We start from the raw sequence: 23099 nt of genomic DNA on the forward strand, positions 1-23099 counted from the left end.
AATCTAGGTCATCTCCTCCACTTCAGGCGGTGTGAGCAGCAATTTCTAAAGCCGGCACCATCTGATCACCTGTGGCGCTAGTTGCTGCCGCTCTTCGAACAGGGCTCTTTTTGCCAAGTCAGATCTGATGCGATTAGGTTTATCATTCTTTTTTACTCTCTTGCGCTATGAATTCCAAAACAAGAACAGATTGTTTCCGATTCATCAGGCTATTGTGGCTAGATTGGGGCATCACGCGTACTGATTTGTGGTTCTCCCAAATGACCAAATAGGCCGTGATAGTTTGATCCACATCATTGAGTAAAAAACCAATTGGACAACTACTCAGTCCAGAGATTCCAGCATGATAGGGAATTGGTGCTTTGAACCCACCTAACAAATAACGAAATTTTCACGATCAAAGATCCTGATGCCGCCTAATTCCCGCTGCAGCAAGGAAGGGGTAGCACAACAAGAATCCGCTGACGGTTACGATCCTCAAAGATACCGCAGCTTCGGCCGCAGTCGCCGCGTCAATGCCCTGAAGGAATAGAGCGCTAGCCCATGTCACTTCAGTCACTCCCAATCCTGCAGGTAAAAACGGGATCGACGAAACGAGTAGTATCAAAGGGAAGGCGACGAAAAGCGGCATGGGATCGAGCCCCGGCAAAAACATCACCATCAGACCAACATTCAAACCCGCTATCAGCACATACCTCAAAAGGCTCAACCCCATAAGTCTATGTAGAACCACGGATCTTTGGTCAGCAGCTTGGTTCAAACCATCGGCGAGCGACGTCAAAGCCGCGCCCTCTCCTATCATCACACGAATTCGATGAACCACCAGTGCACTCCCACGCAGGACAGGCTTTAGCGCAGCGACAACAACCCCGAGAAGTACGATCAAAGAGAATGTTGCAAAAGCCGCACCCAACGCAACAAACACAAGGCCGGCCAATACCGCAATTCCCAGCGTCAAAAGCTCTAACGATTGCTCGAATAGTGAGGTACCCGCAGCGGCGCGGGCGCGGATGCCGTTTTTGCTCGCAACCCACGCGCGGACAATCGGGACGCTAATCTGTATCGAAATTATCTGCCCCAAAAGCGCACCGGTCGCCGTTGCGGAGGTGGCCGTTCCCAAGGATATTGTCTGAATATCCAGTGTTTCTGAAAGCACGATCCGCCACTTCATTGCCGCGGCCACAACAATGGTGCTTTGCGTCAACATAATCAGCGCGTAAATGGGCCAGGGTACGCTGCCCAGCACCTCAGAAATACCCGACAGAGTTGCTCCACTTTTTTGTATGAGCACAACCAGCAGCGCCAATCCTGCAATGAGCCCTGCCAGTGTCCAACGGAGGCGTTTATTGCGAGTTAGTGTTTTTGTCCCATCAGACAAAGCAATTAACCCCGTATATCAGGTTAATGTCCGGAATTGCGGCCCGCATGGGCCACCACTTGGTACGGCGTTCTGGGAAGTGAAACTTAATAATCTGATGCAGGTTATAGATCGCATTTACATGCTCGACTGACATGTAATAATCGTAAGGCAGACCCGCTGCATAACCGCGTTTTCGCGGCCCTAACGTTCGCCCAATTCTCCACGCAAGTCCGGGGTCACACGGGAGGATCAGCGATAGTACCCCGCCCGGACGGATAACTCGAACCCACTCCTCCAACGCACTTACCGGATCAGGAATGTGCTCCAAAACATGGGTCGCGATCACGCGATCAATACTATCGTCTTCAAATTGCAGCCTGGCACCTGAAAGCTGCTTGATCTCGACGCGTGGGTCCCAACTACGATTGGTTAACCAATCGATTACTTTTGGATCATGGTCGGAAGCGATGTATCGCTCGAAACCATGTTGAACGCATCCGAAATGTGCCATCGTGCCAACGCCAAGCTCAAGAACCGTCCCGTAGTGATCATCAAGGCCGGCATTTTTCTCAACCAAGTTATGCGTCGAACGTAAAATACGCGCACTTAAGCTTGAGCCGTAATTTGAGGCGTCATAGTTCGCCAGCCAATTTTCTTCATAGTTCGACCAATCCGGTTTCTCTACAAAGTTTTTCATCTCGTTGGCCTCCTGCATTTTACGCAAGCCTATATGTTGCTGGAGAAGTAGTACCTTGTTTCCAAGGCTTCAGACGTTGCGAACAGGGAAAATGACAACAGTAAAATCAGCAGCACATTCTCAGCTATTCTGTATTTTCTTGCCCTGCCATCGATAGTTCCACGCGATTGGAAAAGACAGGCCAGAAGTAGGATGGGTAGCAAAAAGTAACGGCCCTGGACACCCAATATAGCTGAGGCGGGATGGGGCGTCCAAGTTACTAGAAGTGAAAAGAAAACTATGAAGAACCCACCAAATGCAGATGAAATCAAGGCAAATGAAGACAGCCCATCATCTATTCTTCCCTGAAGTATCGCAAACATCAGGATCAACAGGACAAAAAGAAATAATGTAGTGTAGGTCTGAGGAGAGAATGGCACATCCAGCCACCCCAAAATTCCTAAAAATGTATGAAGGTAGTAAAGAGTTCTTTGTCCGTCCGAAAGCGTGGCCCAAAGAGTGTCCGCGAACTGCCAGGGATTGAGCACATAATATTCCAAGATCTGGGTCGTGGTCGCACCTAAATCTACGCGCATATCCTTAGTTATGGATAATGCAAATCCATACCAAGAAATGATCGCGATACATAAAACCATGAATAGGGAAATGGCAGGAATGCTCCGAAAGCGAACCCCGAACGTCAGGGGTAACAACACAAGTGGCGCCATATGCAGACGGCACCCCGCAAGTAAGAATATCAGGGCCGATAATCCAAGCATCCTTTGAATACTTGGCCGAGTGCTTCTTTTCATTATGTCGAGGTATAGCGCGATTATCAGAAGCACCATCGCTGTGGATATGAAGTCAATGCTTGCAGATGCAGCCTGAAACAGCGTCATCGGGAGGAATAATAGTGCGATCACCAAGGCCGAAGGCACCATAATTCGAAATGCCGCAAGCAAAATCAACGACCCCGCGCTAAGAGTAAAAAGTCGCGCAAGTTTATAGCTGGCATCGACACTTTGACCTAAGAACTCTCCGCACGCGAGAGCCAGTGCTTGAGGTAAATAGATAAGAGGGAAATAATACCCTGTTCCAGGCAGTGTTTCGTAGGCGCGCTTGCCGCTCCAATCTATGTCTTTCGCAGAATTCAGTTGCGCTGAAGTGACCGTGACTTCCGGGTGATGCGGCAAGGATTTGAACTGCGCCATATAGTCGAGCAACCCAGTGTCCACATTCCCGCCTGATGCCCGACTCTCGTCAGTGCTTAACAGTAACTGACCTTTCGAGAGCAAATAGGCGCGTTCGACGTGATCGAATTCGTCGGGGGATTGGAAAGGCGGTGTCAGCAGGCCTATCCACAATGCGGCACAGAACACTGACAAGACCGCAAGCAAACTCCGATCGTACGTCATGTTATTTATCGTCTGTCTTTGCGCCACTGCCGACAAGCATCGGTATGCGCCGGGTGATCCGTAGACGTTGAATTGGGACCTTTGGTTCAGATGCAATGTCATAACTTGCAAAAAACAGGAGCATCTGGAATCCAAGGACAATCGGTAATGCCGAAAGCATTACGGTTCCGGTCGTGGCTGGCACACCGGTCGCAACAGACTCTGACCATGCCACCGCACCAAAAATGACCCCAAACCCCAAGAGAAGGACTCCGAACAGGAGGTTTAATGACGCAAGAGAGAAATCGCGCAGAAAATACATGTAGATAACGCGCTTTAGTGTGGCGACCAAATGGCGCCAAAGAAATTCAAACATGACACGTCCGACACGAAGCCCGCTGACTTCGTCGGCATAGACCGCTCGCATAGGAATATCGATCACGACAGCCCGAAGATCACCGAGACGAATGAGCATGTCACTTTCAAAGAAATATCGCTGGGATACTTTGTCGAGATCAATTGAGGCGAGCGTACGGGCATGTATCGCGGTAAATCCATTGGTTGGATCAAATATGCTCCAGTACCCGCTTGATAGCTTCGTTATGAAGCTAAGGAACGCGTTGCCGAACAGCCTGACCCAGGGCATTTCCCTCACCGCAGTACCCGAATAGAACCGGTTACCCTTTACATAGTCGGCTTCCCCAACTGCGATCGGTTGTACAAACTGAGAGATCAATTCAGGGGCCATTTGACCGTCCCCATCAACCTTCACGACTATTTCGGCATCTGCATCCAATGCTGCCCGGTATCCCGTGATGACAGCTCCACCCACACCAGTGTTTGTCTTATGCCTTAAAACCGTCAGGCGGGGATCCTTTATTGTTTTTTCAATGAAACCACCTGAGTCTTCGGGGCAGGCATCATCGACTGCAAAAATATGCTCTACTTCTGGACCGATACGCGCGATCACATCTTCAATGTGGCGCTTGACCTTGAAACAGGGAATAACGACTGCAATGCGCATATTTGATCCCCCGATTGAACCTCGGGTCCACTCCTAGCCTCACAAACTGTAATTATGTCAGCGATGAATTCCGCGCAAAACGACCAAAAGCGATAATACACGCACGTTGCATAAAAGCCCCACACGCGCGATCTGGAATGCTCCGCTGAACTCCTGGTTGGAAACAAAATTCAATCAGCGCATGACAGTTCGTAAGAAGTTTTTTGGCGATTATTCCGGCACTGCAAACCGACTACGAGTGCGATTTGCGAATGCCACTAATGACAACATCACCGGGACCTCGACAAGCACCCCGACGACGGTTGCCAGCGCCGCACCCGAATTCAATCCAAACAAACTGATGGCAACCGCAACCGCAAGTTCAAAGAAATTCGAAGTTCCGATCATGGCGCAAGGAGCAGCAATTCGATGCGGAACTTTCAACGCATAGGCCGCACCATAAGCCAAGAAAAATATGCTGTAACTCTGAACCAATATGGGCACAGCGATCAGCGCAATTACAAATGGCCGGGCCAAAATCGTTTGCCCCTGCAGGCCAAACAAAATGACGACTGTGGTGATCAAACCTATAACCGACCAGGGCTTTACACGCGTCGAAAATGTATCGATTGCATCTTGCGACCCAAGCCACCTGCGCGTGATCAACCCGGCTATCAAGGGCAGGACTACATAGAGTACCGTTGCCAGGACAAGCGTTTGCCACGGAACCGAAATCTCTGTGACGCCCAATAAAAATGCTACTATTGGCGCGAACGCGACAACCATGATCAGATCATTCACCGAGACCTGCACCAATGTGTACGTTGCGTCCCCTTTTGTAAGTTGCGACCAGACGAAAACCATTGCAGTGCACGGAGCAGCCCCAAGCAGGATCAGGCCCGCAGTGTATTGAGCCGCGTCTTCAGGTTGAATCCATGGTGCGAAGACGAACTCAAAGAACAAAACAGCGAGCATCGCCATGGTGAAAGGCTTTACCAGCCAATTCACGACAAGGGTGATGATCAGGCCCTGAGGCTGACGCGCAACGCCCGCGACAGCGCTAAAGTCAACGCCAACCATCATTGGATAGACCATTGCCCAGATCAACAACGCCACAACCAGATTAACGCTCGCTACCTCTGCCGATGCGATAACCTCGACCAGCCCGGGCACTGTCTGGCCAATTAATACACCCCCGATCATGGCAAGCGCGATCCAGACACTCAGGTAGCGTTCAAAGATACTCATAAGATTGCCTCATTGGTCGGTGCTGTAAGTTTACAGGATATGAGTGCAGAAAGGCCGATCATGATTGCTGCGGTTCCCAGCACAAATGGAAGCCCTCCCAATTGATAGGTGACGCCCGACAGAACGGTACCGATCAATCGGCCCGCGGCATTGGCCATATAGTAAAAGCCTATATCCATCGTGACCCTTTCAGATTTGGTGAATGCCAGGATCAGATAGGAATGAAGCGAAGAGTTGATCGCGAATATCGCCCCAAAGAACAGCAAGCCAATTACCAAAGTGACAGTCAGCCATACCGGCGCCCCTCTAGACAGCAGGGCTGCGACAGTCAGAATTGCTGGGATGCAGAATAAAGCAGCAGCCCAGTCACGTGCGGCGCGTATTAAATCTCGTTCAGAGCGCTCAGACGCGCGCAGGATTTTTGGCGCACCGGCCTGAACCGCACCGTATAATATCACCCAGATGGCCATAAACGTGCCGATCAAAAAGAAGGCAGCGCGGTTCGCTTCCTCAGTGCCATCGGAAAGCACGGCATAGAAATAGATTGGAATGCCGACGACAAACCAAACGTCCCGCGCGCCGAACAAAAAGACCCGTGCCGCCGAAAGCCAGTTTACATTGGCCGACTTCGAAAAGACCTCAGAGAACTTGGCGCCCTTTCGCCCATTGGGAAGACCGACTGGCATGAAGGCAAGAATAGCACCCAAAACCACAGCCAGTATGATCGCCATAAGTAAAACGGCCCAATTGAAACCCAAAGTCGCCAACAGCGCCGACCCAAACAAGAATCCAATACCTTTCACGGCATTCTTTGATCCTGTCAGGATAGCAACCCATCGGAATAGACCGCCACCTTCGGTTGGGGCAAGCAGTTTGACTGCCGATTTTGACGACATCTTTGCCAGGTCCTTGGCGATCCCACTTGCCCCCTGAACAATCATCACAAATGCCACCGAGACACTCATGGCCCATTGCGGGTCAAGCTGCGTCAGCGCAAGCAATGCCACGATCTGCAGCGCCAGACCTGCATAGAGAGTTGCCGCGAGCCCAAACCGGGCTGCAATCCAACCTGCAGCGAGGTTGGTCACCATTCCAGCAATCTCGTACAAAACAAACAGGTAAGCCAACTGCACCGGTGAGAAGCCCAGAGTATGAAAGTGCAACAACACCAGCATCCTGAGCGCGCCATCGGTCAGCATAAACGCCCAATAGGCGGCCGTTACGGCGATGTAGGCCGGCAGCCCATCGGGTCTTTGCGTCACAATGATGCCCCGACCATCAAGGCAACATCAACCAGGCGGTGCGCATATCCGAATTCATTGTCATACCACGCATAGATTTTCACCTGAGTGCCATTCACCACCATGGTTGAAGGCGCATCAACGATCGAAGAGCGTTGGTCGTTTGTATAATCTGCCGACACCAAGGGTCGCGTTTCATAACCTAGAATACCGCTGAGTTGCCCTTCAGCGGCAGCCTTGAACAAGCCATTGACCTCCTCAATGGTTGTTTCTCGTTCAACCTCGAAAACACAATCTGTCAGCGACGCATTCAGCAATGGAACACGCACGGCATGGCCATTCAATCGACCCTTTAGTTCCGGATAGATCAGCGTAATTGCCGTTGCTGATCCAGTTGTGGTTGGGATCAACGAATTCAATGCCGAGCGCGCACGACGCAGGTCCTTGGCTGGACGATCTACCATTGTCTGCGTGTTGGTCACGTCATGAATCGTGGTCATCGACCCGTGCCGGATTCCAAGGTTTTCATGAATGACTTTTACGACCGGAGCGAGACAATTGGTCGTGCAGGATGCTGCAGTCACAATGTGATGCATTTTGGGGTCATATGTATCTTCGTTGACACCATATACAATGTTAGAGGCCGGACCGTCCTTGACCGGTGCAGAGACAACCACCTTCTTAACACCGGCTTCAAAATACGGGGCCAACTTGACCTCGGTCTTGAAGGCGCCCGTGCAATCGATCACCACGTCGATGCCATCCAGCGGCAGTTTTGTCAGGTCGTTTGTTCCGACGAACGGTATGCGCGTTCCATTGATGGTGATGCTTTCGTCATCATGATCGAAAGAACCAGCCCAACGGCCGTGCACAGAATCAAACTCTAGCAAGTGCGCGTGCATTGCGGCGTTACCCACCGCGTCGTTGATCCATGCGACACGTGCCCCTCGTTCCAAAAGCGGCTTCAGGGCAAGCTTTCCCATCCGGCCCAGACCATTCACTGCATAAGTTGTCATGTTGTACTCTCAGCGGCAGATTTGCCGATTTCATCGATGGCGGATTGCAAGGCGAGGCGATCAAGGCTTTCGACCGGCAACGCGGAAAAGACCTCAATCCGACGTTTAAGTGCACCATAGGCGTTTTGAAACGCGAGGCTCTTCTCCGCATGGGTACCCTCGGCCTTGACCGGATCCGCCATGCCCCAATGACCGCTGATCGGTTGGCCATCCCAAGCCGGGCATTCCTCGTTTGCCGCCTGATTGCAAACCGTAAAAACGAAATCGAGGTCTGGTGCATTCGACCCTGAGAATTCTGCTATGTTCTTTGAACGTAAAGCCGAGATATCGTGGCCTTTGTCTTTCAGCACCTGAAGTGCAAAAGGGTTCAATTCAGAGGAAGGCTTGATCCCTGCCGAGAATACATTGAACCGATCCCCTGCAATTTCACGAAGCAGAGATTCCGCAAAGATAGAGCGGGCTGAATTTCCTACGCAGAGGAACAGTACGTTGAATTTCCGATCATCCTCGACGTCATTTCCCAAATTGAAGGGCATGCACAAATCAGGTCGTCCGAGGCAGCAATCCAAGAACAAGTAGTCGAGCATTTCCCGCACAGAATGCATATTAATTGAATAAAGCAAAGAGGTTCCAACCCTCTGCTGATTTATGATCTGAGCGTTCTGCAGTGCACTAAGATAGCTCGACATGGTGCTGGGCTTGATATTCAGCGCCGAACCTAACTCTCCAGCCGGTACCCGATCAGGATATCGCCGCATAAGCATCCGAAAAACCGCTAGCCGATGTGGATGGCCCAATGTGTTAAGTTGGTTAGAGACATGTGATTCCATAATTCATGAATATATGAATTACAAACTGTGATGCAACTCTTTTCTGGGAACTGGAAACGCAGTGTATAATCCAACCATCCCGTTTGGTTCGTCGGCACTCGGTAGCTCGATTCAGATTGATCAATCCAATCTATGTGAACCGATTTGATTATTAACGCATGATCAACAATTGCCACACCTGTACAATGGTTTCAGGTAATGGTGGGTTAATTACCGGAACACATCTCGGACGTTTTATATTGTACTGATTCCTCCATTCTTTGATCAAAATCTGTGATGGTTTTATGCTGAAGAAGACATCCCCATTCATAAACTCAAGTCTAGGTCGTGTTGACAAGAGGGATTCACATTGTGGGACTGGCCTGATTCAAACTGGTTTCTACGAAGGAGACCGGCTTCGTACGAGTCCTGATAAACTACCAAGAATCGGCATTCTTTGATGGTTCTGTTGCGAAATTTTTGATTGGATGACAAGAACGCGCTGCGGAAGTGGAAATAAGTGGCGAGTTCCGCGAACTGACGGAATGGACAGATTCTGGGCATGAGTTGACTTTTGCGGATCATGTGCGTCACTTCGATCCCGCCCGACGTAACCGCCGCTGAAGCAAAGGTATTGGACCATAGTGTTACTGTGGCCTTCATTACTGGACGCAGATACATAAGGCTAGTTAACTAGAGATTAGAATGTGTGGACACCACGGTCTACAAGGGGAGTAATAGACCCGCCTGCGCCATCTCCACAACCTTAGAAAGCAATTGAGACAGAAACCTCGCCGCGTATGGAGACGATTAGGTCTCGCAGGCATCAGCGGTCCGGCCTGCTCCATCCAGAACAGATGACCGCATCACCGTAAAATGGCCTTCATGCGAAACCTTCGAAAAACCCTCAGCTAAGAATAGGCGCATGGAAACCTGATTTTGCGAATGCACACGCGCCGTAATCGCTCCCAGTGCATTTTGCCTACTATAGCGCATGGCTGCACTCAGCGCCATGCGCCCGATCTTTCGGCCGCGGAAACGAGGGTCTACGCAAATACCTATCTCGGTTCCGATTTCGGTCAGATCGAAGCGCAAATGGGCAACGGCGCTCTGGTTTTGATGCGCGATCAGTAGGCGTCTGCGCGAATCTTTCAGCGCCGCGAGGTACCAGTTTTCGTGATCGCTGTATTCCGGTACGGTGGGGGAATTGTAGAACCGGGCGGCGTCCTGCGCATAACGCCAATTATAGATGGAGCGGCTGTCAGCAGGCTCTGCAGGGCGTAGCCAGAGAGCATCCTGGCCTAGGATCAATTTTGCAAAACGGTTGGCAGCGCGCGTGGCCCCATGTCCGTCCACCATGGCCGCCATCTTTTCCGACATGCGGTGACGTGCAGAAACGTCTTCGATCAGCGGGGCCAGAATACGGCGATACCAACTTCCGTCTTCAAGGTTCTCCTTGAACTTCGACCGCGTGCCCTCGAGACAGGCACCACCATCTAAGATAGCTCCGGCCTTTACAAGTTCTTGCGACACATCTTTCTGGTTTTCCGCGATCACGATACCGATGGTGGGCAGGCCAAGACAACATCTTTCCCAAGAGGACGAGCCCGCGGCGCCAACGCAGATATCCGCGTCAGCAAGCACTCGGGCGACATCTTCCGTGTTATGGTAATGGATCAATGCACCGTCAGAGGTGGTTGCCTGCTTCTGCAACCTGTCGGCATAGGCATAGGCCGGTCCTGTCAAAGCCGCGAGACGAATGTTTCGCGCGCGCAACCCCGGCAGCAGGGCTTGCACGAAATCTGCAGTTAGATTGTCCGGATCGGCGCCACCCATTGCCAGAAGGACGCAACTAACTGGCTCTTTGTCGCGCCGTTTTTTCAGAGTCTCGGTGCGTTGCGCCGCAAACTCGGAGCGTAGCAGGGCATAGTGGCTACCTGCAAGCACCTCGCCGCTACTGGTGGCATAGGCGTCGGACTGTCGCGCATGGGTGGCGTCTAAGATCAGGTGAGCAGAATGCGTCCGGCATAGATCATCAATAGCAAGCATGGGGATGTTCCAGCTGCCCAGAATCTTTGCTTGCCAGACTGTGTCCAATGCATAGTGATCTACAACTAGGCCGGCAATGTCCTGTCCGGCCAAAGCCTTTAGTGTGTCTTGCGCGTCCTGCAACTGGGGCACTCCAAGCCACTTGGCGTAGTCCTCGGTTTGTATTGGAGATTTCGGCTCGTCCTGTCCAAGCAGGCAGATGTGATGCTCGGCTCGCTTCAGTGCCTGGCGCAAAAGTGCATTGGAATGCCGACAAATAAAAAGGCTCTTAAAACCAAAGCGGGACAGGGCGTTAGCCAGGGTAAGGCAGCGCATGAAATGACCGGTTCCGATGCGCGCGGAGGCATCAACGCGAAATGCGATCTGGGAGCACAAGACGTCCAAATCTCCAATTGAACTTTCGAACCAAGGTTAACGCTTGTACGAAACCGGTTCAATGGAACAGGCTAGGTGTCGGAGCAATTTCCCTGTTTTCTCAGACCTTCAATTGAGATACGTGCAGACAGCACTTTTTGCGCTGAACGCACAGAGTGTAAATTGGGAACTGTCCATGGCTGAAACTTTGAACACGTTGTATTCTGTAGGCCGCTTGCCAGAGCTGCCTGAGCTTGCAATGCGCCTTGAAGCGGAACTCGGTTGGAAGCCGGTTTACTGGATTACCCAACCTGAACTCGAAGACGCGGTCAAAAAACTGTTTCCTGACGTGCATTGCCATGATTTTACCGAAGCAAACCGAGCCTCAGGCGATCCGATCGATCGCTCTGAGCTGCCCGCAATAGCTCATCACGCCCCTTCCGCACTGGACTGGATGCAACTGACACAGACCCTTTCGCGCCATGTTCTGGGCAGGGCACTGAGCAGTGAACATCAGATTGCAATCATCAATGAGCGCTTGGACTACTGTCTGCGTGTCGTTTCGGCCTTGCAGATCAAGCGGTTTGTCATCGCCTCGACACCTCATGCATTGCTCGACATGTGTTTTTATGTTGCGGTTCGCATGCTGGGAGGGGAAGTCAGGATGCACCATCTGACGGGGTTTCGCGGGCTACAAATTATTCTCGATGGTGCAAATGCGTCCCCGCTTGGTATGCAGGCACTGGATAACTCGACCGAACAGCAATTGTCACCCGATGGTGCTCAAGCGCTTGCCGAGCTGTTGGATCGCGATGCCGATCAGACACTCTGGTATGTGCGTCAGCAGGACCAGAAGACTGAGTTGCAAAAGCGTTTGTACGTTGCAGCGGACAAAATTCTTGATGCGGGCGAAATTCAACCTGGCACCGTCTCTTTCGAGGTCCCGCCCTTACTCACGGAAACACGCACGGTGATGCAGAAGCCCCCTCGCCAGGGTTTGTTTCGGCGTCAACCGCCACCTTTGGCGGAGCAGGTCACAACCCACCGCGATGTTTTTGCGCGTAAGTTTCAGCCAAAGCATGACGAGGGCATGCGCCGTGCTTTCATCCATAAGCCAGAAGGATTTGCCGCCCCTGCGATCAGTTGGCGGGAATATTATACCTATCGTGATTGGGCGCTGATTCAGAAACGGGCATGGCAACGCAAATATGAGGCGCTGACCCGAGAGTTCGATGTCGAAACGGCCACTTCCACGCCATTTGTAGTTTTCGCCCTGCACTACCAACCTGAGCGCACGACAATGCCTGAAGGCGGCTGGTTTGCGGATCAGGAGTTGGCCGTTCGGATGATCTCGGAGGCGCTGCCGGAGGGATGGTCACTTTTGGTCAAGGAACATCCCAGTCAGTTCTTGTGGCAAACAGAAGGAGAGTTGGGGCGCGACAATGGCTATTATGATCGGCTGGCTGCCCTGCCTAGGGTTACGCTTGTTCCTCTGGAGCTGAGTTCAGCGACTCTGGTCACCCATGCCCGCGCAGTGGTGACCATCACCGGTACCATTGGTTGGGAGGCTGCCCTGCGCGGCATCCCTGTGGTCACGCTGGCGCGCGCATGGTATGAAGCCTCAGGCGTGACATTGAAAGCAGAAGATGCCCCGTCGCTGGCGAAAGCCTTGCAGCAAATCGAAGAGGGATGGAGCCCGACTGAACAGGCCATTCGCGCTCATCTTTCTCGCATCGAGCAGATCGGTGTACGCTGTTTCATCAACCCCAGCCACGCCCCGCTTTACGAGGACCTGACACCACAAAGTAATCTGGAGTCTCTGGTCACACTTTTTGTAAAGACCGAAAGGTTCAAAAATAGGTTTGCATGAAGATTGTGGTTCTTATTCAATCGCGCCTGGGGTCTTCCAGATTGCCAGGCAAGGCGGCTCTCGACATGCACGGAATGCCCCTGTTGGCACGGGTGATAGCACGCTGCAGACTGACGCGCTCGGCGCCTGAAATCTGTGTGGCGACATCAGATTTATCTAGTGATGACATTGTTTCCGCGATTGGACGAGACGCCGGCGCAAGGATTTTCCGGGGTTCTTTGGAAGATGTGCGTCAAAGGATGCTGGGGGCTGCCGAGTTCATGCGGGCAGATGCCTTCCTGAGGGTGACCGGGGACAACCCGTTTACTGAACCCGCGTTGCTGGATCTGCTCATCGCGGAGAAAAAATCACACCCACATTGCCCATATCTGGTCCACGATCTGGCGCAGACGGTCTACGGAGCGGCTGCTGAGCTAGTGGATGTACAGGCTTTGAAAACCAGCTTGGAAACCTTACCCTTAGCAGGACAAGAACACGTTACCACCGGGATGGCGCAATTTGCAGAGGCTAAGGTTCTATCTCCGCCCGCGGCGTTACGCGATACGAAACTCAGCCTGACCGTGGACACTCTGGAACAGTATCAATCGGTGTGGCGTCTGATGAAACGACACGGGGCGGGTGACGAGGCTGTGGCCCGGATCATCAGGGAATGGTGCGTTGCTGGTAATGACAAGGGGGCATTTGCAATACGCCCGCAAACACTATGAAGGCGCTGGTTTTGGGTACCGCCAATATCGGATTGGCTTATGGCAAGGCCCTTGCCCGGTCTTTGCCGAACGAAACGCAGGCTCTCGCGCTTTTGGGTGCGGCAGAGACGGCAGGATTTGAAAGCCTTGATACGGCTGCAGCCTACGGGTTGGCCGAAGACAGGATCGGCTTCTACTTCAAAAAACATCGGGAAAGCAAATTTGCAGTACATACGAAGCTGTCTCCGCAGATCACTTGTGCTGATGCGCTGCAATCCGCCTTGAAGAAATCGCGGCAGGCCCTGCAACGAACTCCGGCGCAAATCCTGTTGCACCGTTGGGAGCAGAAGTTTGCTGATGGCGGCGCGCTCTGGGATGGATTGCGTGCGGCTCGAGAATCTGGCCTTTGTGGAAACATAGGCGTGTCTGTGCAATCTCCGCAAGAAGCCCTTCAGGCACTGAAAGAGCCAGATATAGATGTGATTCAGCTAGCCTACAATCTTCTCGACTGGCGTTATGAAACGCCCCAAATGCGTGACGCCCTTCACACGGCTTCTGCACGAATCGAGGTTCGCAGCATATTCCTGCAGGGGCTTTTAACGGGGAACACTCAGCTGAAATGGCCCACGCTCAGAGCGGATTATGATGCGCCCGGTCTTGTCCGCTATCTAGCGCATCAGTCCGATCAGTGGACGGGTGGCGATCCAGCCGCGCTGTGTCTTCGCTTTGTCAAATCGCTGGACTGGATCGATGCTCTCGTTGTTGGGGCCGATACACCTCGACAGGCGGTTTCGCTGTCCCGCATACTGGCGGAGGAACCTTTGCCGGATGTTGCTATCGAAACACTCCGCAAAGAGCGGCCTATGGTACCGGCGGCGCTGCTTGATCCCTCTCAGTGGCAATAATATCATGAATTGCGCAGGTCTTTGGACGAAATATGGAAACTCAAAAAAGTGATTTGAAACGTTCTGCCGTATTGGTAACCGGAGCCGCCGGTCATTTGGGAACGGCCATCTGTTATGGTCTTGCGCGCGACGGGGCAATGCCCGTCCTTAACGGCCGCCGCCCTGAAATGTTGCAGCATTTGAAGACCCAGTTAGCGCAAAGCGGATTTGATGCCTTGATCGCCCCAGGTGATGTCAGCGACCAAGCAACAATGGAAGCGGTTGTGCTCGCGAGCGCGCGCGTTGCAAAGAAACAGGGATATCGGCTTGATGGTCTGGTCAATAATGCCTTTGCTGGCTCCAGCGAGGATACCGTGCAGGATCTATCCGAGCGTTTTGCTTCGGCTGCACGCGTCAACCTGGGAGCGGTTGCGCATCTGACGCAGCTTTTTGCCCAATTCAATCACCCAAGCTCCGTAGTGAACATTGCCTCCATGTATGGCAGTGTCAGCCCAGACCCTGCGCTTTATCCCGAAATGGTTGCGATCAATCCCATTCATTATGGAGCCACCAAGGCCGGCATGATCCAACTGACGCGGTATCTCGCGATCACGCTTGCGGAACAGGACTGCCGCGTAAATTGCGTGACACCCGGCCCGTTCCCCACTCAGAAGGTTCAGGATAGCCTGCCGGAGTTCACAGATGGCCTTGCCAAGCGCGTTCCCCTAAGGCGTTTAGGGCGGGCCGAAGAAGTTTACCCGCCCGTGCGTTTCCTATTACGCCCGGATGCAAGCTTTGTGACCGGTGCCATCATTCCGGTTGACGGGGGCTGGACGGCCATATGATGACATCTCACATGCACAACGCATATCAACCGTTGTCGCCCAGTTCTTTTGGAACCACTTTCTGGGACTTTTACCGGACCCTCACTGATATCGAGGCGCAGTACGATCTGATCTACCGCCGCGACGGGGGGGTTGCAGTCTGGACTGCCAACCGGGTGCGCTACTATTACGATTTTGCCGCGCAAATAGGCCTATACAACACTCAGGAGGCACCCAGCACGCCTGTCACTGAACCGTACCCGCCCGCTCCCGTTCCCGATCCTGTCGATGTCATCATTCAGACTGGTGCAGGTGGACCGGCAGCAGCCAATCGGACGCGCGGGGCCGGGTGTCTTTACACCGACGGCATCGTCCGTCACTGCCTTGCGCAAGGCAAACGGGTACTCCTGGTTCACGACGCACCCGAAACCCTGGAACACTATGAGGGATTGCTGCCCGTCACCTTCAGGGATTTCCGCCTCTGGGGGGGTGAGGCGCGCAAGATAAAGCCCCATGTTATGTCCGTAGAAGACGAGGATTTCTGGGCAGCTGTTGGTGCTCAGTTTTCAAGCAAACTTGGGGTCTCCGCCCCTGACGCGAAGCGGATTGGTGCGCTAGTCTTGAGCCACAAGCGAGCGGCGATCCAACATGGCGCCCTGCTTGACCACCTGCGCCCCAATGCGTCCATCATGATGACGCATTATTTTCGGGCTCCTCAAATCGAGGCAGCGCAGAAACGTAGTATCTGGACCGTCGACTATCAGCACGGCATCCATTCGCGCTACCACATGGGATACGGGTATCCGGGCCTGCGCGCCGAGCACCGTGCAGTGCCTTACCTACCCGATGAGCACTGGCAGTGGGGGCAAGCCTGGGTCTTTTCCGACTGGTGGCCCTCCCCTCTCAAACAGCGCATGGTTGGGCTGGATACACAGACCCCTCGGATGGAAGAGGGGGTTGCTTTTGAACAGCGGCCCGCAAAAACGCTGCTGGTCGCCAGTTCTTGGGCGATGGGCGACAACTATCGCAGGGCCCTGAGCATTTTGGCAAAGCAGACCCCTGACTGGACGTTCCAGATCAAGCTGCACCCGCGCGAGAAACCCGAACAGTATGAAGAGTTGACTGAGGCCTGTTCCAACGTCGAGGTGATTTCAGGAGATGTGGATATTCACGTCGCCGCCCGAAAAGTGCGCTATGTTGCCAGCATCTGCTCCAGTGCCCTGTTTGATGTGTTGCTGGATGGTTGCCGGATTGCGGTGTGGAATTTACCTTCCGTCGAATATGCGGAGGATATTGCGAAAACCTATGGAATACCGGTTCTGGAGCCGGATGGTTCGAATTTCCGAAAGACGCTGGAAACCATGTCCCAACAGGAGATTCCGACGGACCATTTTTTTCACACAATGACCGCAATGGAACGTCGCTTGTTGGAGGACAGTCTGACAGTCCCGATGACCTTTCTCAAGCGGCCTGCGCTTAGCTCGAAGCGCCCCGGAACTACATTTAGGCGCATGATTCGGACTAGCCTTTGGATAATGGCGACCCCGGTTTCGCTGCATCTTGCTGGGCTGTCTACGCCCGCCGATTTTTCGGCCGTCATAAAGGTGAGCGTCAAACAGCGGTGGGCTGCGCCGCGTGATTATTATCGGGCACTCCGTTCGCTGTTACGCTCGGATCAGGCCTCCCTTCTGACGATCGACTCAAAAATCTGGCTCATATCTGAAGCTATTGCGGAAGGCATACCGCCCATCCTTCTGGCAGCGTTCATCCGCGCGGCCCTGATTGGTACAACAGGGTATACGTCGAAAAAACGCAAGGCATTGTTGCAGCGCATACAGTCGACAACGGATCAGGCCTCGGCCCCCTTGCGCGCGGAATTTCTAGAACACTTTCTGCAGAGCAATCCGACGACAACGGATGGACCTGCCTGGACCCGAGGGAAAGCGGCGCTGTCAGAATTCTCCTCAGGGCTGGAGAGGATTGCTGACAGATATGAAACCATTGTTGAGTCGGCAGCGGCGGCTTTCCCAGACACCCGGGTCTCCGCTCGTGAACAGGCGGAGCTAGCGCACGCGCTTGTTGAACGCCTTGCCACCCCTGAGCCATTTTCAATGGTTCGGCTCGGTGATGGCGAGGCCTATGCGTTTGATCCTGACTACATATCAGAGGACACGCAGGAACATGACCGGGCCAAGCGTGAGAACATCTGGTGGTCCAGTCGGTTGGAGCCCGAAAAACGACGCATGCTGCAAGCAGGTGTCCAGGGGGCAATTTCGGGAGCGGATTTTCTCGGCATTCCGTCGATCTGGCGCCTTTTGCGTGACCTGCCCCGGCAGATTGGTGCGATGCGCGGACCGATCGAAAGCTGGAGTGCGACCGCCCGAGCGCATTTCATCCTTTCAGAAGAACTAGCCCGCATGGCTGCAGACGGAAGCCTCAACTGGGGCCAAAAGGTCCTTCTGGATGACCGCTGCCATCAGGAGCTTTTCACCAGATCAGGGTTAGAGCGATTTCTCTCAAGCGGACGTCCGGCGGTTCTGATTTCCTGTTTCGACAAGTCGCAGATCAACGATGCTTTCGATTCCCCGGTGTTCACCCAAGCGATCCGCCTACCACCACATTCCAAGGTGCGTCACGCGGTTCCCGATGATGCGATTTCGCGCGCGCGCATGCCCGACATGATGGATGACTTGTTCGAACAGATCTATCAGCACGCGCGCCAGGGAGCTGTCTTTTTCGTTGCAGGCGGACTTGCCGGTAAGCTACTGCTCAATCATGTAAAGAACTCCGGCGGTGCGGGTCTCGATATCGGGGCTGCGGCGGATTATTGGATGGGATTGAACACACGCGGTCCGCTCGATTTCACGCATTTCAGACAACACAAGGAAATCCCATGATTGCAAATGGAGACCGCGCTCGCCTTTTTGCCAAGGCGCGCGCCATGATGGCGCGGGGCGAAAATATCATTCATGGCCTCACACGGGAGGAAAACGCATCCCGGACAGTGGCAATCGAGATCGCCTATGCGCTTCAAAGCGGCAGCTACACCAAGTATGCTAAGACCGAAACCGCGGGTCTGAGCCGCCGGGAAGGCCATGCCATTCTCGAACCGCTACTCGCAGCATACGGATGCCGGACCTTGCTGGATTGTGGTGCAGGTGAAGGCACCCGTTGGCTGGACTTTTCCGCCCCCCTGGAGCATCTGGCACTGATGGAAGGCTCTTGGGCCCGTCTGACCTATGCACCCGCCGTCATGGCCCGTGTTCCTGCCATTGCCTCCTATCAACGGATCAAGGGCAACATGATGGATATCCCATTTGCGCCCGGCAGTTTCGATGCGGTCTTCACAAGCCATTCGCTGGAACCCAACACGGATGCGAATGCCGCGCAAATCATCGGCAATCTGTTTTCAGTGGCCCGCAAACTTGTGGTACTGTTCGAACCCAATTACCGCGATGCACATCCCGCGATGCGGGCCCGAATGGAGCAACACGGCTATGCGCGCAACATCTGGGAGATGGCCGAGGCACAAGAGGGCTTCGTACGAGTTGCGACCGGAGACTTCGAGATCAGCCCGAACCCCGACAACCGCACCTCCTATCTTGTAATGCGTCGCGAATCGCCCCTGCCCGAAGGCCCAGTCCAGATGCGTGCACCGGGCAGCGGCATTCCCCTTTTCGAAACGTCTGACGGGTATCAATGCGAGGATGGTTCCTTTGCCTACCCGGTACTGGGAGGCATCGCCTGCCTGTCCGAGGAAGACGGGGTGTTCCTGGGCACAGCACCGCTACCACCCGAGTGATTGCGCGACCAGAAATTTGAGTATCACTTTCCTACAAAAGGTAGTAACGAGAGCCTGCTGAAACAAAAGATGACACAATGCTCGAAAATAGCACCATTCTCGTAACCGGCGGCACCGGTTCGTTCGGACATACTTTCGTACCAATGACGCTGAAGCGTTATAACCCGAAGAAAATAATAATCCTGTCTCGTGACGAGATGAAGCAGTGGGAAATGGCAAAGCTGTTTAAAAACGATCCGCGGGTTCGCTTCTTCATAGGCGACGTGCGCGACCGAGATCGCCTGTATCGTGCATTGGACGGGGTTGATTATGTTGTGCACGCCGCGGCAACCAAGATCGTTCCCACTGCGGAATACAATCCCTTCGAGTGCATCAAAACCAACATCAATGGTGCCATGCACCTCATCGATGCCTGCATCGACAAAGGAGTCAAACGCGTTGTGGCGCTGTCCACTGACAAGGCCTCCAGCCCGATCAACCTCTATGGTGCCACAAAGCTGGCCTCGGACAAGCTGTTCATCGCGGGCAATGCTTATTCCGGTGAACATGGCACCCAGTTTTCGGTGGTGCGCTATGGCAATGTTATGGGATCACGCGGCTCGGTCATTCCGTTCTTCATGTCGATTCGCGACACAGGTGTCCTGCCGATCACCGACCCCCGGATGACCCGCTTCATGATCACGCTGGAACAGGGAGTGGAACTGACTTGGCATGCATTTGACGACATGCTTGGCGGAGAAATTTATGTGAAGCGCATTCCATCCATGAAGGTCACGGATATCGCGCATGTGATCGCACCTGATGCTCAGCAAGATGTGGTCGGGATTCGCCCGGGTGAGAAGCTTCATGAGCAGATGATCGGGATTGAGGACGCACCATTCACGTATGCTTACCCGGAGCATTTCAAAATTCTGCCCGCGATCAATGACTGGTGGCTTAGCCCCGAGCGGGTCAAGGACGGGCAAAAGGTTCCCGAAAATTTCGTTTACTCCAGCGATCTCAATCAGGAGTGGATGGAACACCATGACCTACGCGAATGGCTTGAGGTCAACAAGGACCGGATCGGGGGCATCTAATGATACCCTACGGGCGTCAGGATATTTCTGAAGATGACATCGCTGCCGTCAGGGCGGTTCTCGAATCCGATTTTCTGACACAGGGTCCTGCCGTGGGGCGATTTGAGCAAGCCGTTTGCGAAGCCACGGGCGCAACCCATGCCGTGGCGATGAATTCGGCCACTTCCGCCCTGCATGTGGCTTGCCTAGCATTGGATGTCGGGCCTGGTGATCTGGTCTGGACCTCGCCGATTACCTTCGTGGCCACTGCCAATGCCCCGCGCCTGTGCGGTGCCGATGTAGATTTTGTCGACATTGATAAAGGTACATTCAACATGAGTGCCGAGGTTTTGGAAGAGAAGCTCGCGCAGGCCGGTGCAACAGGACGGCTGCCGAAAGTGATTATTCCTGTTCACATGTGCGGTCAGTCACCCGATATGGCCCGTATCAGCGAACTGGCGAGGGCCCATGGCATCGCGCTCATTGAGGATGCCAGCCATGCCATTGGTGCCGATTATCTCGGCCACCCCGTGGGTGAGTGCCGGTACAGCGACATTACCGCGTTTTCGTTCCATCCGGTCAAGATCGTGACCTCTGCGGAAGGTGGGATGGCCACGACGCAGAATGCCGAACTTGCAAGTCGCATGGGTGAGCTACGCAGCCATGGGGTGACACGCGATCCGGCTCGAATGCGGGGTGCCAGTGATGGCCCCTGGTATTATCAGCAACAGGCACTTGGGCTGAATTACCGGATGACGGATATGCAGGCGGCTTTGGGGGCGTCGCAAATGACCCGGCTCGCCGAGTTCGTCGCGCGCAGGCGGTATCTGGCAGATGAATATGATGCGCTTCTAGCTGATTTCGCCATCGAACGCCCCGAGCGAACACCGGGCTGCCTGTCCGCCTGGCATCTCTATGTGATTCGGCTACCGAATGCGACGAAGCGGCGCGCAGTATTCGAAGCACTGCGGGCCGTCGGTATCGGCGTCAACGTACATTATATACCCGTGCATTTGCAGCCCTATTATCGCGATCTCGGCTTTGCACCCGGAGATTTACCCGTGGCTGAAGATTATTACTCGCGCGCCATCAGTATTCCGCTTTATGCGGGTCTCGGCGATGCGGATCAAAAGACGGTTGTAACGGCTTTGGATAAGACCCTGGAAGCGCATGCATGACACAGAAGAGCGAAATCGAAATTGATGGCCGCCTGATCGGTCCGGCACACCCCCCTTATGTGATCTGCGAGATATCAGCTAACCACAACGGTTCTCTCGACCGCATGCTGAGTCTGGTGGATGCCGCCGCCGAAACAGGCTGTGATGCCATTAAAATTCAGACCTACACGCCCGACACAATGACGATCAACAGCGATCGCCCCGAATTTCGCATCAAGGGGGGACTTTGGGATGGACGCACACTCTATGATCTCTATTCGGAGGCGCAAACGCCTTATGACTGGCACGTTCCCATCTTCGAGCGTGCAAAGCTGCGCGGCAAGACGCTGATCTCGACACCTTTCGACGACACGGCTGTAGATCTACTCTCGTCGCTCGATGCTCCTGCCTACAAGATAGCATCCTTTGAATTGACCGACTTGCCGCTGATCGCCCGCGTGGCGCGTGAGGGGCGTCCGATGATCATGTCCACTGGACTGGCCAATCTGAGCGAAATTGATGACGCGGTCCGCACTGCGTGTCAGAACGGTTGCGACGACATAGTGCTGTTGCATTGTGTTTCTAGCTATCCCGCGCCAAGTGAAGATTCTAACCTGCACACGATTCCAGCTCTCGGGAAGACCTTCGGCCCGCTAGTTGGCCTGTCCGATCACACCCATGGGCATGCGGTAGCGGTGGCGGCTGTCGCCTTGGGGGCTTGCGTGATCGAAAAGCATTTCACCCTTGCCCGCGAGGATGGTGGACCGGATGCGGCGTTTTCGCTGGAGCCGGAAGAGTTCTCGGACCTGTGCCTCGCCTCCCGTCAGGCATGGGATGCCTTGGGCAAGGTGTCTTTTGATCTTGTCGGACAGGAGCGGGCGAACATTCAGTTCCGTCGCTCGCTTTTCGCGGCACGCGACATCGCGACTGGCGAGGTTCTAGATGCTACTTCGGTCCGGATCGTACGACCGGGGCATGGCTTGGAGCCGAAAAACATGCACATGGTTCTTGGGCGCACGGCGCGCCGCGCTATTGCCAAGGGGGAGCCGATCAGCTGGGACATGATCTAAATGGTATCAGGGAGATCGCCAACTTATTTCGCACGGGTTTGTTGCGAACATTTGACCATTGGAGTTGGGCAGGTTAGGCGGCGGCTGGCCAACCGTATTCAACAATCGAAAGCCGGTTCATTATCTCCTTCAAAGGCGCGGAGTATCCGAAGGATGTTATCCTATTCGCGGTGTTTTTGAGGTTCGATACGGTGTCTCGTATCGTAATCAGGAAGAAATCATGGCCGAAAGGAGCGTCGACCTGGATCATGCGACGCTGAACCGAAGGGTGGCAAATATGCCGGGCTCGTTGCTGAAACCGCGCGAAGCCGAATAGGTTTTTGAACGCCCGATGGGGAAGTGGCCGAAGTAGGTTTTTCCGGTAGCGCAGAGCGCGCGTAAGACCAAGCCGACGTTCAAGCAACCTGCGGAGAATGGCCGCAACGAACCCAAGGCGGACACATACGTATATTGAATTTCAGGGCGGTATCTATGGAACCTCAACCCGTTGGGTGCATGATCACCAGCGGGATCGTCGCTTGGTTGCTCGACTTGGCCTGAAAACTAGCCAACGAGAAATGCGGCGTGACGCCAAGGCAAAACAATCAACATCAATCTGGAT

Annotated in this window: 18 protein-coding genes and 1 pseudogene; 10 read left to right on the plus strand and 9 right to left on the minus strand. The window is 53.8% G+C overall.

What is annotated here, in order from left to right:
- Positions 1-397 precede the first annotated feature (397 nt).
- The 9 genes from ACR0IU_RS20230 to pseG form a co-directional block, all read right to left on the minus strand.
- Entirely contained in the window at positions 398-1378 is a 981-nt protein-coding gene (locus ACR0IU_RS20230) for a lysylphosphatidylglycerol synthase domain-containing protein (RefSeq protein ID WP_480717506.1), read from the minus strand.
- Complete coding sequence (locus tag ACR0IU_RS20235; RefSeq protein ID WP_480717507.1) at positions 1371-2057, minus strand: class I SAM-dependent methyltransferase; 687 nt, start codon at positions 2055-2057, stop codon at positions 1371-1373. The genes ACR0IU_RS20230 and ACR0IU_RS20235 overlap by 8 nt, the downstream gene beginning before the upstream one ends.
- A gap of 29 nt (positions 2058-2086) precedes the next feature.
- The gene (locus ACR0IU_RS20240; RefSeq protein ID WP_480717508.1) at positions 2087-3451 is read right to left on the minus strand and encodes a DUF2142 domain-containing protein; all 1365 of its coding nucleotides are present in this window, start codon (positions 3449-3451) and stop codon (positions 2087-2089) included.
- A 1-nt stretch (position 3452) separates the two neighbouring features.
- Positions 3453-4454 (minus strand): glycosyltransferase family 2 protein, encoded by a 1002-nt coding sequence (locus ACR0IU_RS20245; protein WP_480717509.1) that lies wholly within the window; start codon positions 4452-4454, stop codon positions 3453-3455.
- Between the two features lie 210 nt (positions 4455-4664).
- Positions 4665-5681, minus strand: a complete 1017-nt coding sequence (gene arsB, locus ACR0IU_RS20250) for an ACR3 family arsenite efflux transporter (protein WP_480717510.1) — start codon at positions 5679-5681, stop codon at positions 4665-4667.
- Complete coding sequence (gene arsJ, locus ACR0IU_RS20255) at positions 5678-6943, minus strand: organoarsenical effux MFS transporter ArsJ (RefSeq protein WP_480717511.1); 1266 nt, start codon at positions 6941-6943, stop codon at positions 5678-5680. Before arsJ ends, arsB begins: the two co-directional genes overlap by 4 nt.
- Positions 6940-7938 carry an ArsJ-associated glyceraldehyde-3-phosphate dehydrogenase gene (locus tag ACR0IU_RS20260; RefSeq protein ID WP_480457185.1) on the minus strand — a complete coding sequence of 333 codons (999 nt, stop codon included), beginning with the start codon at positions 7936-7938 and terminating at the stop codon, positions 6940-6942. Before ACR0IU_RS20260 ends, arsJ begins: the two co-directional genes overlap by 4 nt.
- Positions 7935-8768 carry an arsenate reductase/protein-tyrosine-phosphatase family protein gene (locus ACR0IU_RS20265; RefSeq protein ID WP_480717512.1) on the minus strand — a complete coding sequence of 278 codons (834 nt, stop codon included), beginning with the start codon at positions 8766-8768 and terminating at the stop codon, positions 7935-7937. The genes ACR0IU_RS20260 and ACR0IU_RS20265 overlap by 4 nt, the downstream gene beginning before the upstream one ends.
- 789 nt (positions 8769-9557) lie before the next feature.
- On the minus strand, positions 9558-11180 hold the full coding sequence (pseG, locus tag ACR0IU_RS20270; RefSeq protein ID WP_480717513.1) for a UDP-2,4-diacetamido-2,4,6-trideoxy-beta-L-altropyranose hydrolase: 1623 nt from the start codon (positions 11178-11180) through the stop codon (positions 9558-9560).
- 166 nt (positions 11181-11346) lie between these two features.
- Between pseG and ACR0IU_RS20275 the strand changes: the two genes are divergently transcribed.
- The 10 genes and pseudogenes from ACR0IU_RS20275 to ACR0IU_RS20320 form a co-directional block, all read left to right on the plus strand.
- Positions 11347-13020, plus strand: coding sequence for a capsular polysaccharide export protein, LipB/KpsS family (locus ACR0IU_RS20275; protein ID WP_480717514.1), 1674 nt, complete (start codon positions 11347-11349; stop codon positions 13018-13020).
- A complete protein-coding gene (locus tag ACR0IU_RS20280) occupies positions 13017-13727 on the plus strand; it encodes a cytidylyltransferase domain-containing protein (protein WP_480717515.1) in 711 nt (236 codons plus the stop codon). The genes ACR0IU_RS20275 and ACR0IU_RS20280 overlap by 4 nt, the downstream gene beginning before the upstream one ends.
- A complete protein-coding gene (locus tag ACR0IU_RS20285) occupies positions 13724-14611 on the plus strand; it encodes an aldo/keto reductase (RefSeq protein WP_480717516.1) in 888 nt (295 codons plus the stop codon). Before ACR0IU_RS20280 ends, ACR0IU_RS20285 begins: the two co-directional genes overlap by 4 nt.
- 32 nt (positions 14612-14643) lie before the next feature.
- Positions 14644-15435 carry an SDR family NAD(P)-dependent oxidoreductase gene (locus tag ACR0IU_RS20290; protein WP_480717517.1) on the plus strand — a complete coding sequence of 264 codons (792 nt, stop codon included), beginning with the start codon at positions 14644-14646 and terminating at the stop codon, positions 15433-15435.
- An 11-nt stretch (positions 15436-15446) separates the two neighbouring features.
- Entirely contained in the window at positions 15447-18311 is a 2865-nt protein-coding gene (locus ACR0IU_RS20295; RefSeq protein WP_480717518.1) for a hypothetical protein, read from the plus strand.
- A complete protein-coding gene (locus tag ACR0IU_RS20300; RefSeq protein ID WP_480717519.1) occupies positions 18308-19216 on the plus strand; it encodes a class I SAM-dependent methyltransferase in 909 nt (302 codons plus the stop codon). The genes ACR0IU_RS20295 and ACR0IU_RS20300 overlap by 4 nt, the downstream gene beginning before the upstream one ends.
- 77 nt (positions 19217-19293) lie before the next feature.
- Positions 19294-20292, plus strand: coding sequence for a UDP-N-acetylglucosamine 4,6-dehydratase (inverting) (gene pseB, locus ACR0IU_RS20305; RefSeq protein WP_480717520.1), 999 nt, complete (start codon positions 19294-19296; stop codon positions 20290-20292).
- The gene (gene pseC / locus ACR0IU_RS20310; protein ID WP_480717521.1) at positions 20292-21449 is read left to right on the plus strand and encodes a UDP-4-amino-4,6-dideoxy-N-acetyl-beta-L-altrosamine transaminase; all 1158 of its coding nucleotides are present in this window, start codon (positions 20292-20294) and stop codon (positions 21447-21449) included. Before pseB ends, pseC begins: the two co-directional genes overlap by 1 nt.
- On the plus strand, positions 21446-22498 hold the full coding sequence (gene pseI / locus ACR0IU_RS20315; protein WP_480717522.1) for a pseudaminic acid synthase: 1053 nt from the start codon (positions 21446-21448) through the stop codon (positions 22496-22498). Before pseC ends, pseI begins: the two co-directional genes overlap by 4 nt.
- A 119-nt stretch (positions 22499-22617) precedes the next feature.
- Positions 22618-22810 (plus strand): annotated as a pseudogene (locus ACR0IU_RS20320) (IS6 family transposase); the annotation flags it as partial.
- Between the last annotated feature and the right edge of the window lie 289 nt (positions 22811-23099).

It is taken from the genome of Ruegeria sp. CL5, assembly GCF_056536485.1.

Excerpts from the sequence above, each read along its gene's own strand:
- pseC (WP_480717521.1), top strand. The coding sequence starts at position 20,292 with ATGATACCCTACGGGCGTCAGGATATTTCTGAAGATGACATCGCTGCC.
- ACR0IU_RS20300 (WP_480717519.1), top strand. The coding sequence starts at position 18,308 with ATGATTGCAAATGGAGACCGCGCTCGCCTTTTTGCCAAGGCGCGCGCC.
- arsB (WP_480717510.1), bottom strand. The coding sequence starts at position 5,681 with ATGAGTATCTTTGAACGCTACCTGAGTGTCTGGATCGCGCTTGCCATG.
- ACR0IU_RS20265 (WP_480717512.1), bottom strand. The coding sequence starts at position 8,768 with ATGGAATCACATGTCTCTAACCAACTTAACACATTGGGCCATCCACAT.
- ACR0IU_RS20280 (WP_480717515.1), top strand. The coding sequence starts at position 13,017 with ATGAAGATTGTGGTTCTTATTCAATCGCGCCTGGGGTCTTCCAGATTG.
- ACR0IU_RS20240 (WP_480717508.1), bottom strand. The coding sequence starts at position 3,451 with ATGACGTACGATCGGAGTTTGCTTGCGGTCTTGTCAGTGTTCTGTGCC.
- pseB (WP_480717520.1), top strand. The coding sequence starts at position 19,294 with ATGCTCGAAAATAGCACCATTCTCGTAACCGGCGGCACCGGTTCGTTC.
- ACR0IU_RS20290 (WP_480717517.1), top strand. The coding sequence starts at position 14,644 with ATGGAAACTCAAAAAAGTGATTTGAAACGTTCTGCCGTATTGGTAACC.
- pseI (WP_480717522.1), top strand. The coding sequence starts at position 21,446 with ATGACACAGAAGAGCGAAATCGAAATTGATGGCCGCCTGATCGGTCCG.
- ACR0IU_RS20235 (WP_480717507.1), bottom strand. The coding sequence starts at position 2,057 with ATGAAAAACTTTGTAGAGAAACCGGATTGGTCGAACTATGAAGAAAAT.
- ACR0IU_RS20245 (WP_480717509.1), bottom strand. The coding sequence starts at position 4,454 with ATGCGCATTGCAGTCGTTATTCCCTGTTTCAAGGTCAAGCGCCACATT.
- ACR0IU_RS20275 (WP_480717514.1), top strand. The coding sequence starts at position 11,347 with ATGGCTGAAACTTTGAACACGTTGTATTCTGTAGGCCGCTTGCCAGAG.
- ACR0IU_RS20295 (WP_480717518.1), top strand. The coding sequence starts at position 15,447 with ATGCACAACGCATATCAACCGTTGTCGCCCAGTTCTTTTGGAACCACT.
- ACR0IU_RS20260 (WP_480457185.1), bottom strand. The coding sequence starts at position 7,938 with ATGACAACTTATGCAGTGAATGGTCTGGGCCGGATGGGAAAGCTTGCC.
- ACR0IU_RS20285 (WP_480717516.1), top strand. The coding sequence starts at position 13,724 with ATGAAGGCGCTGGTTTTGGGTACCGCCAATATCGGATTGGCTTATGGC.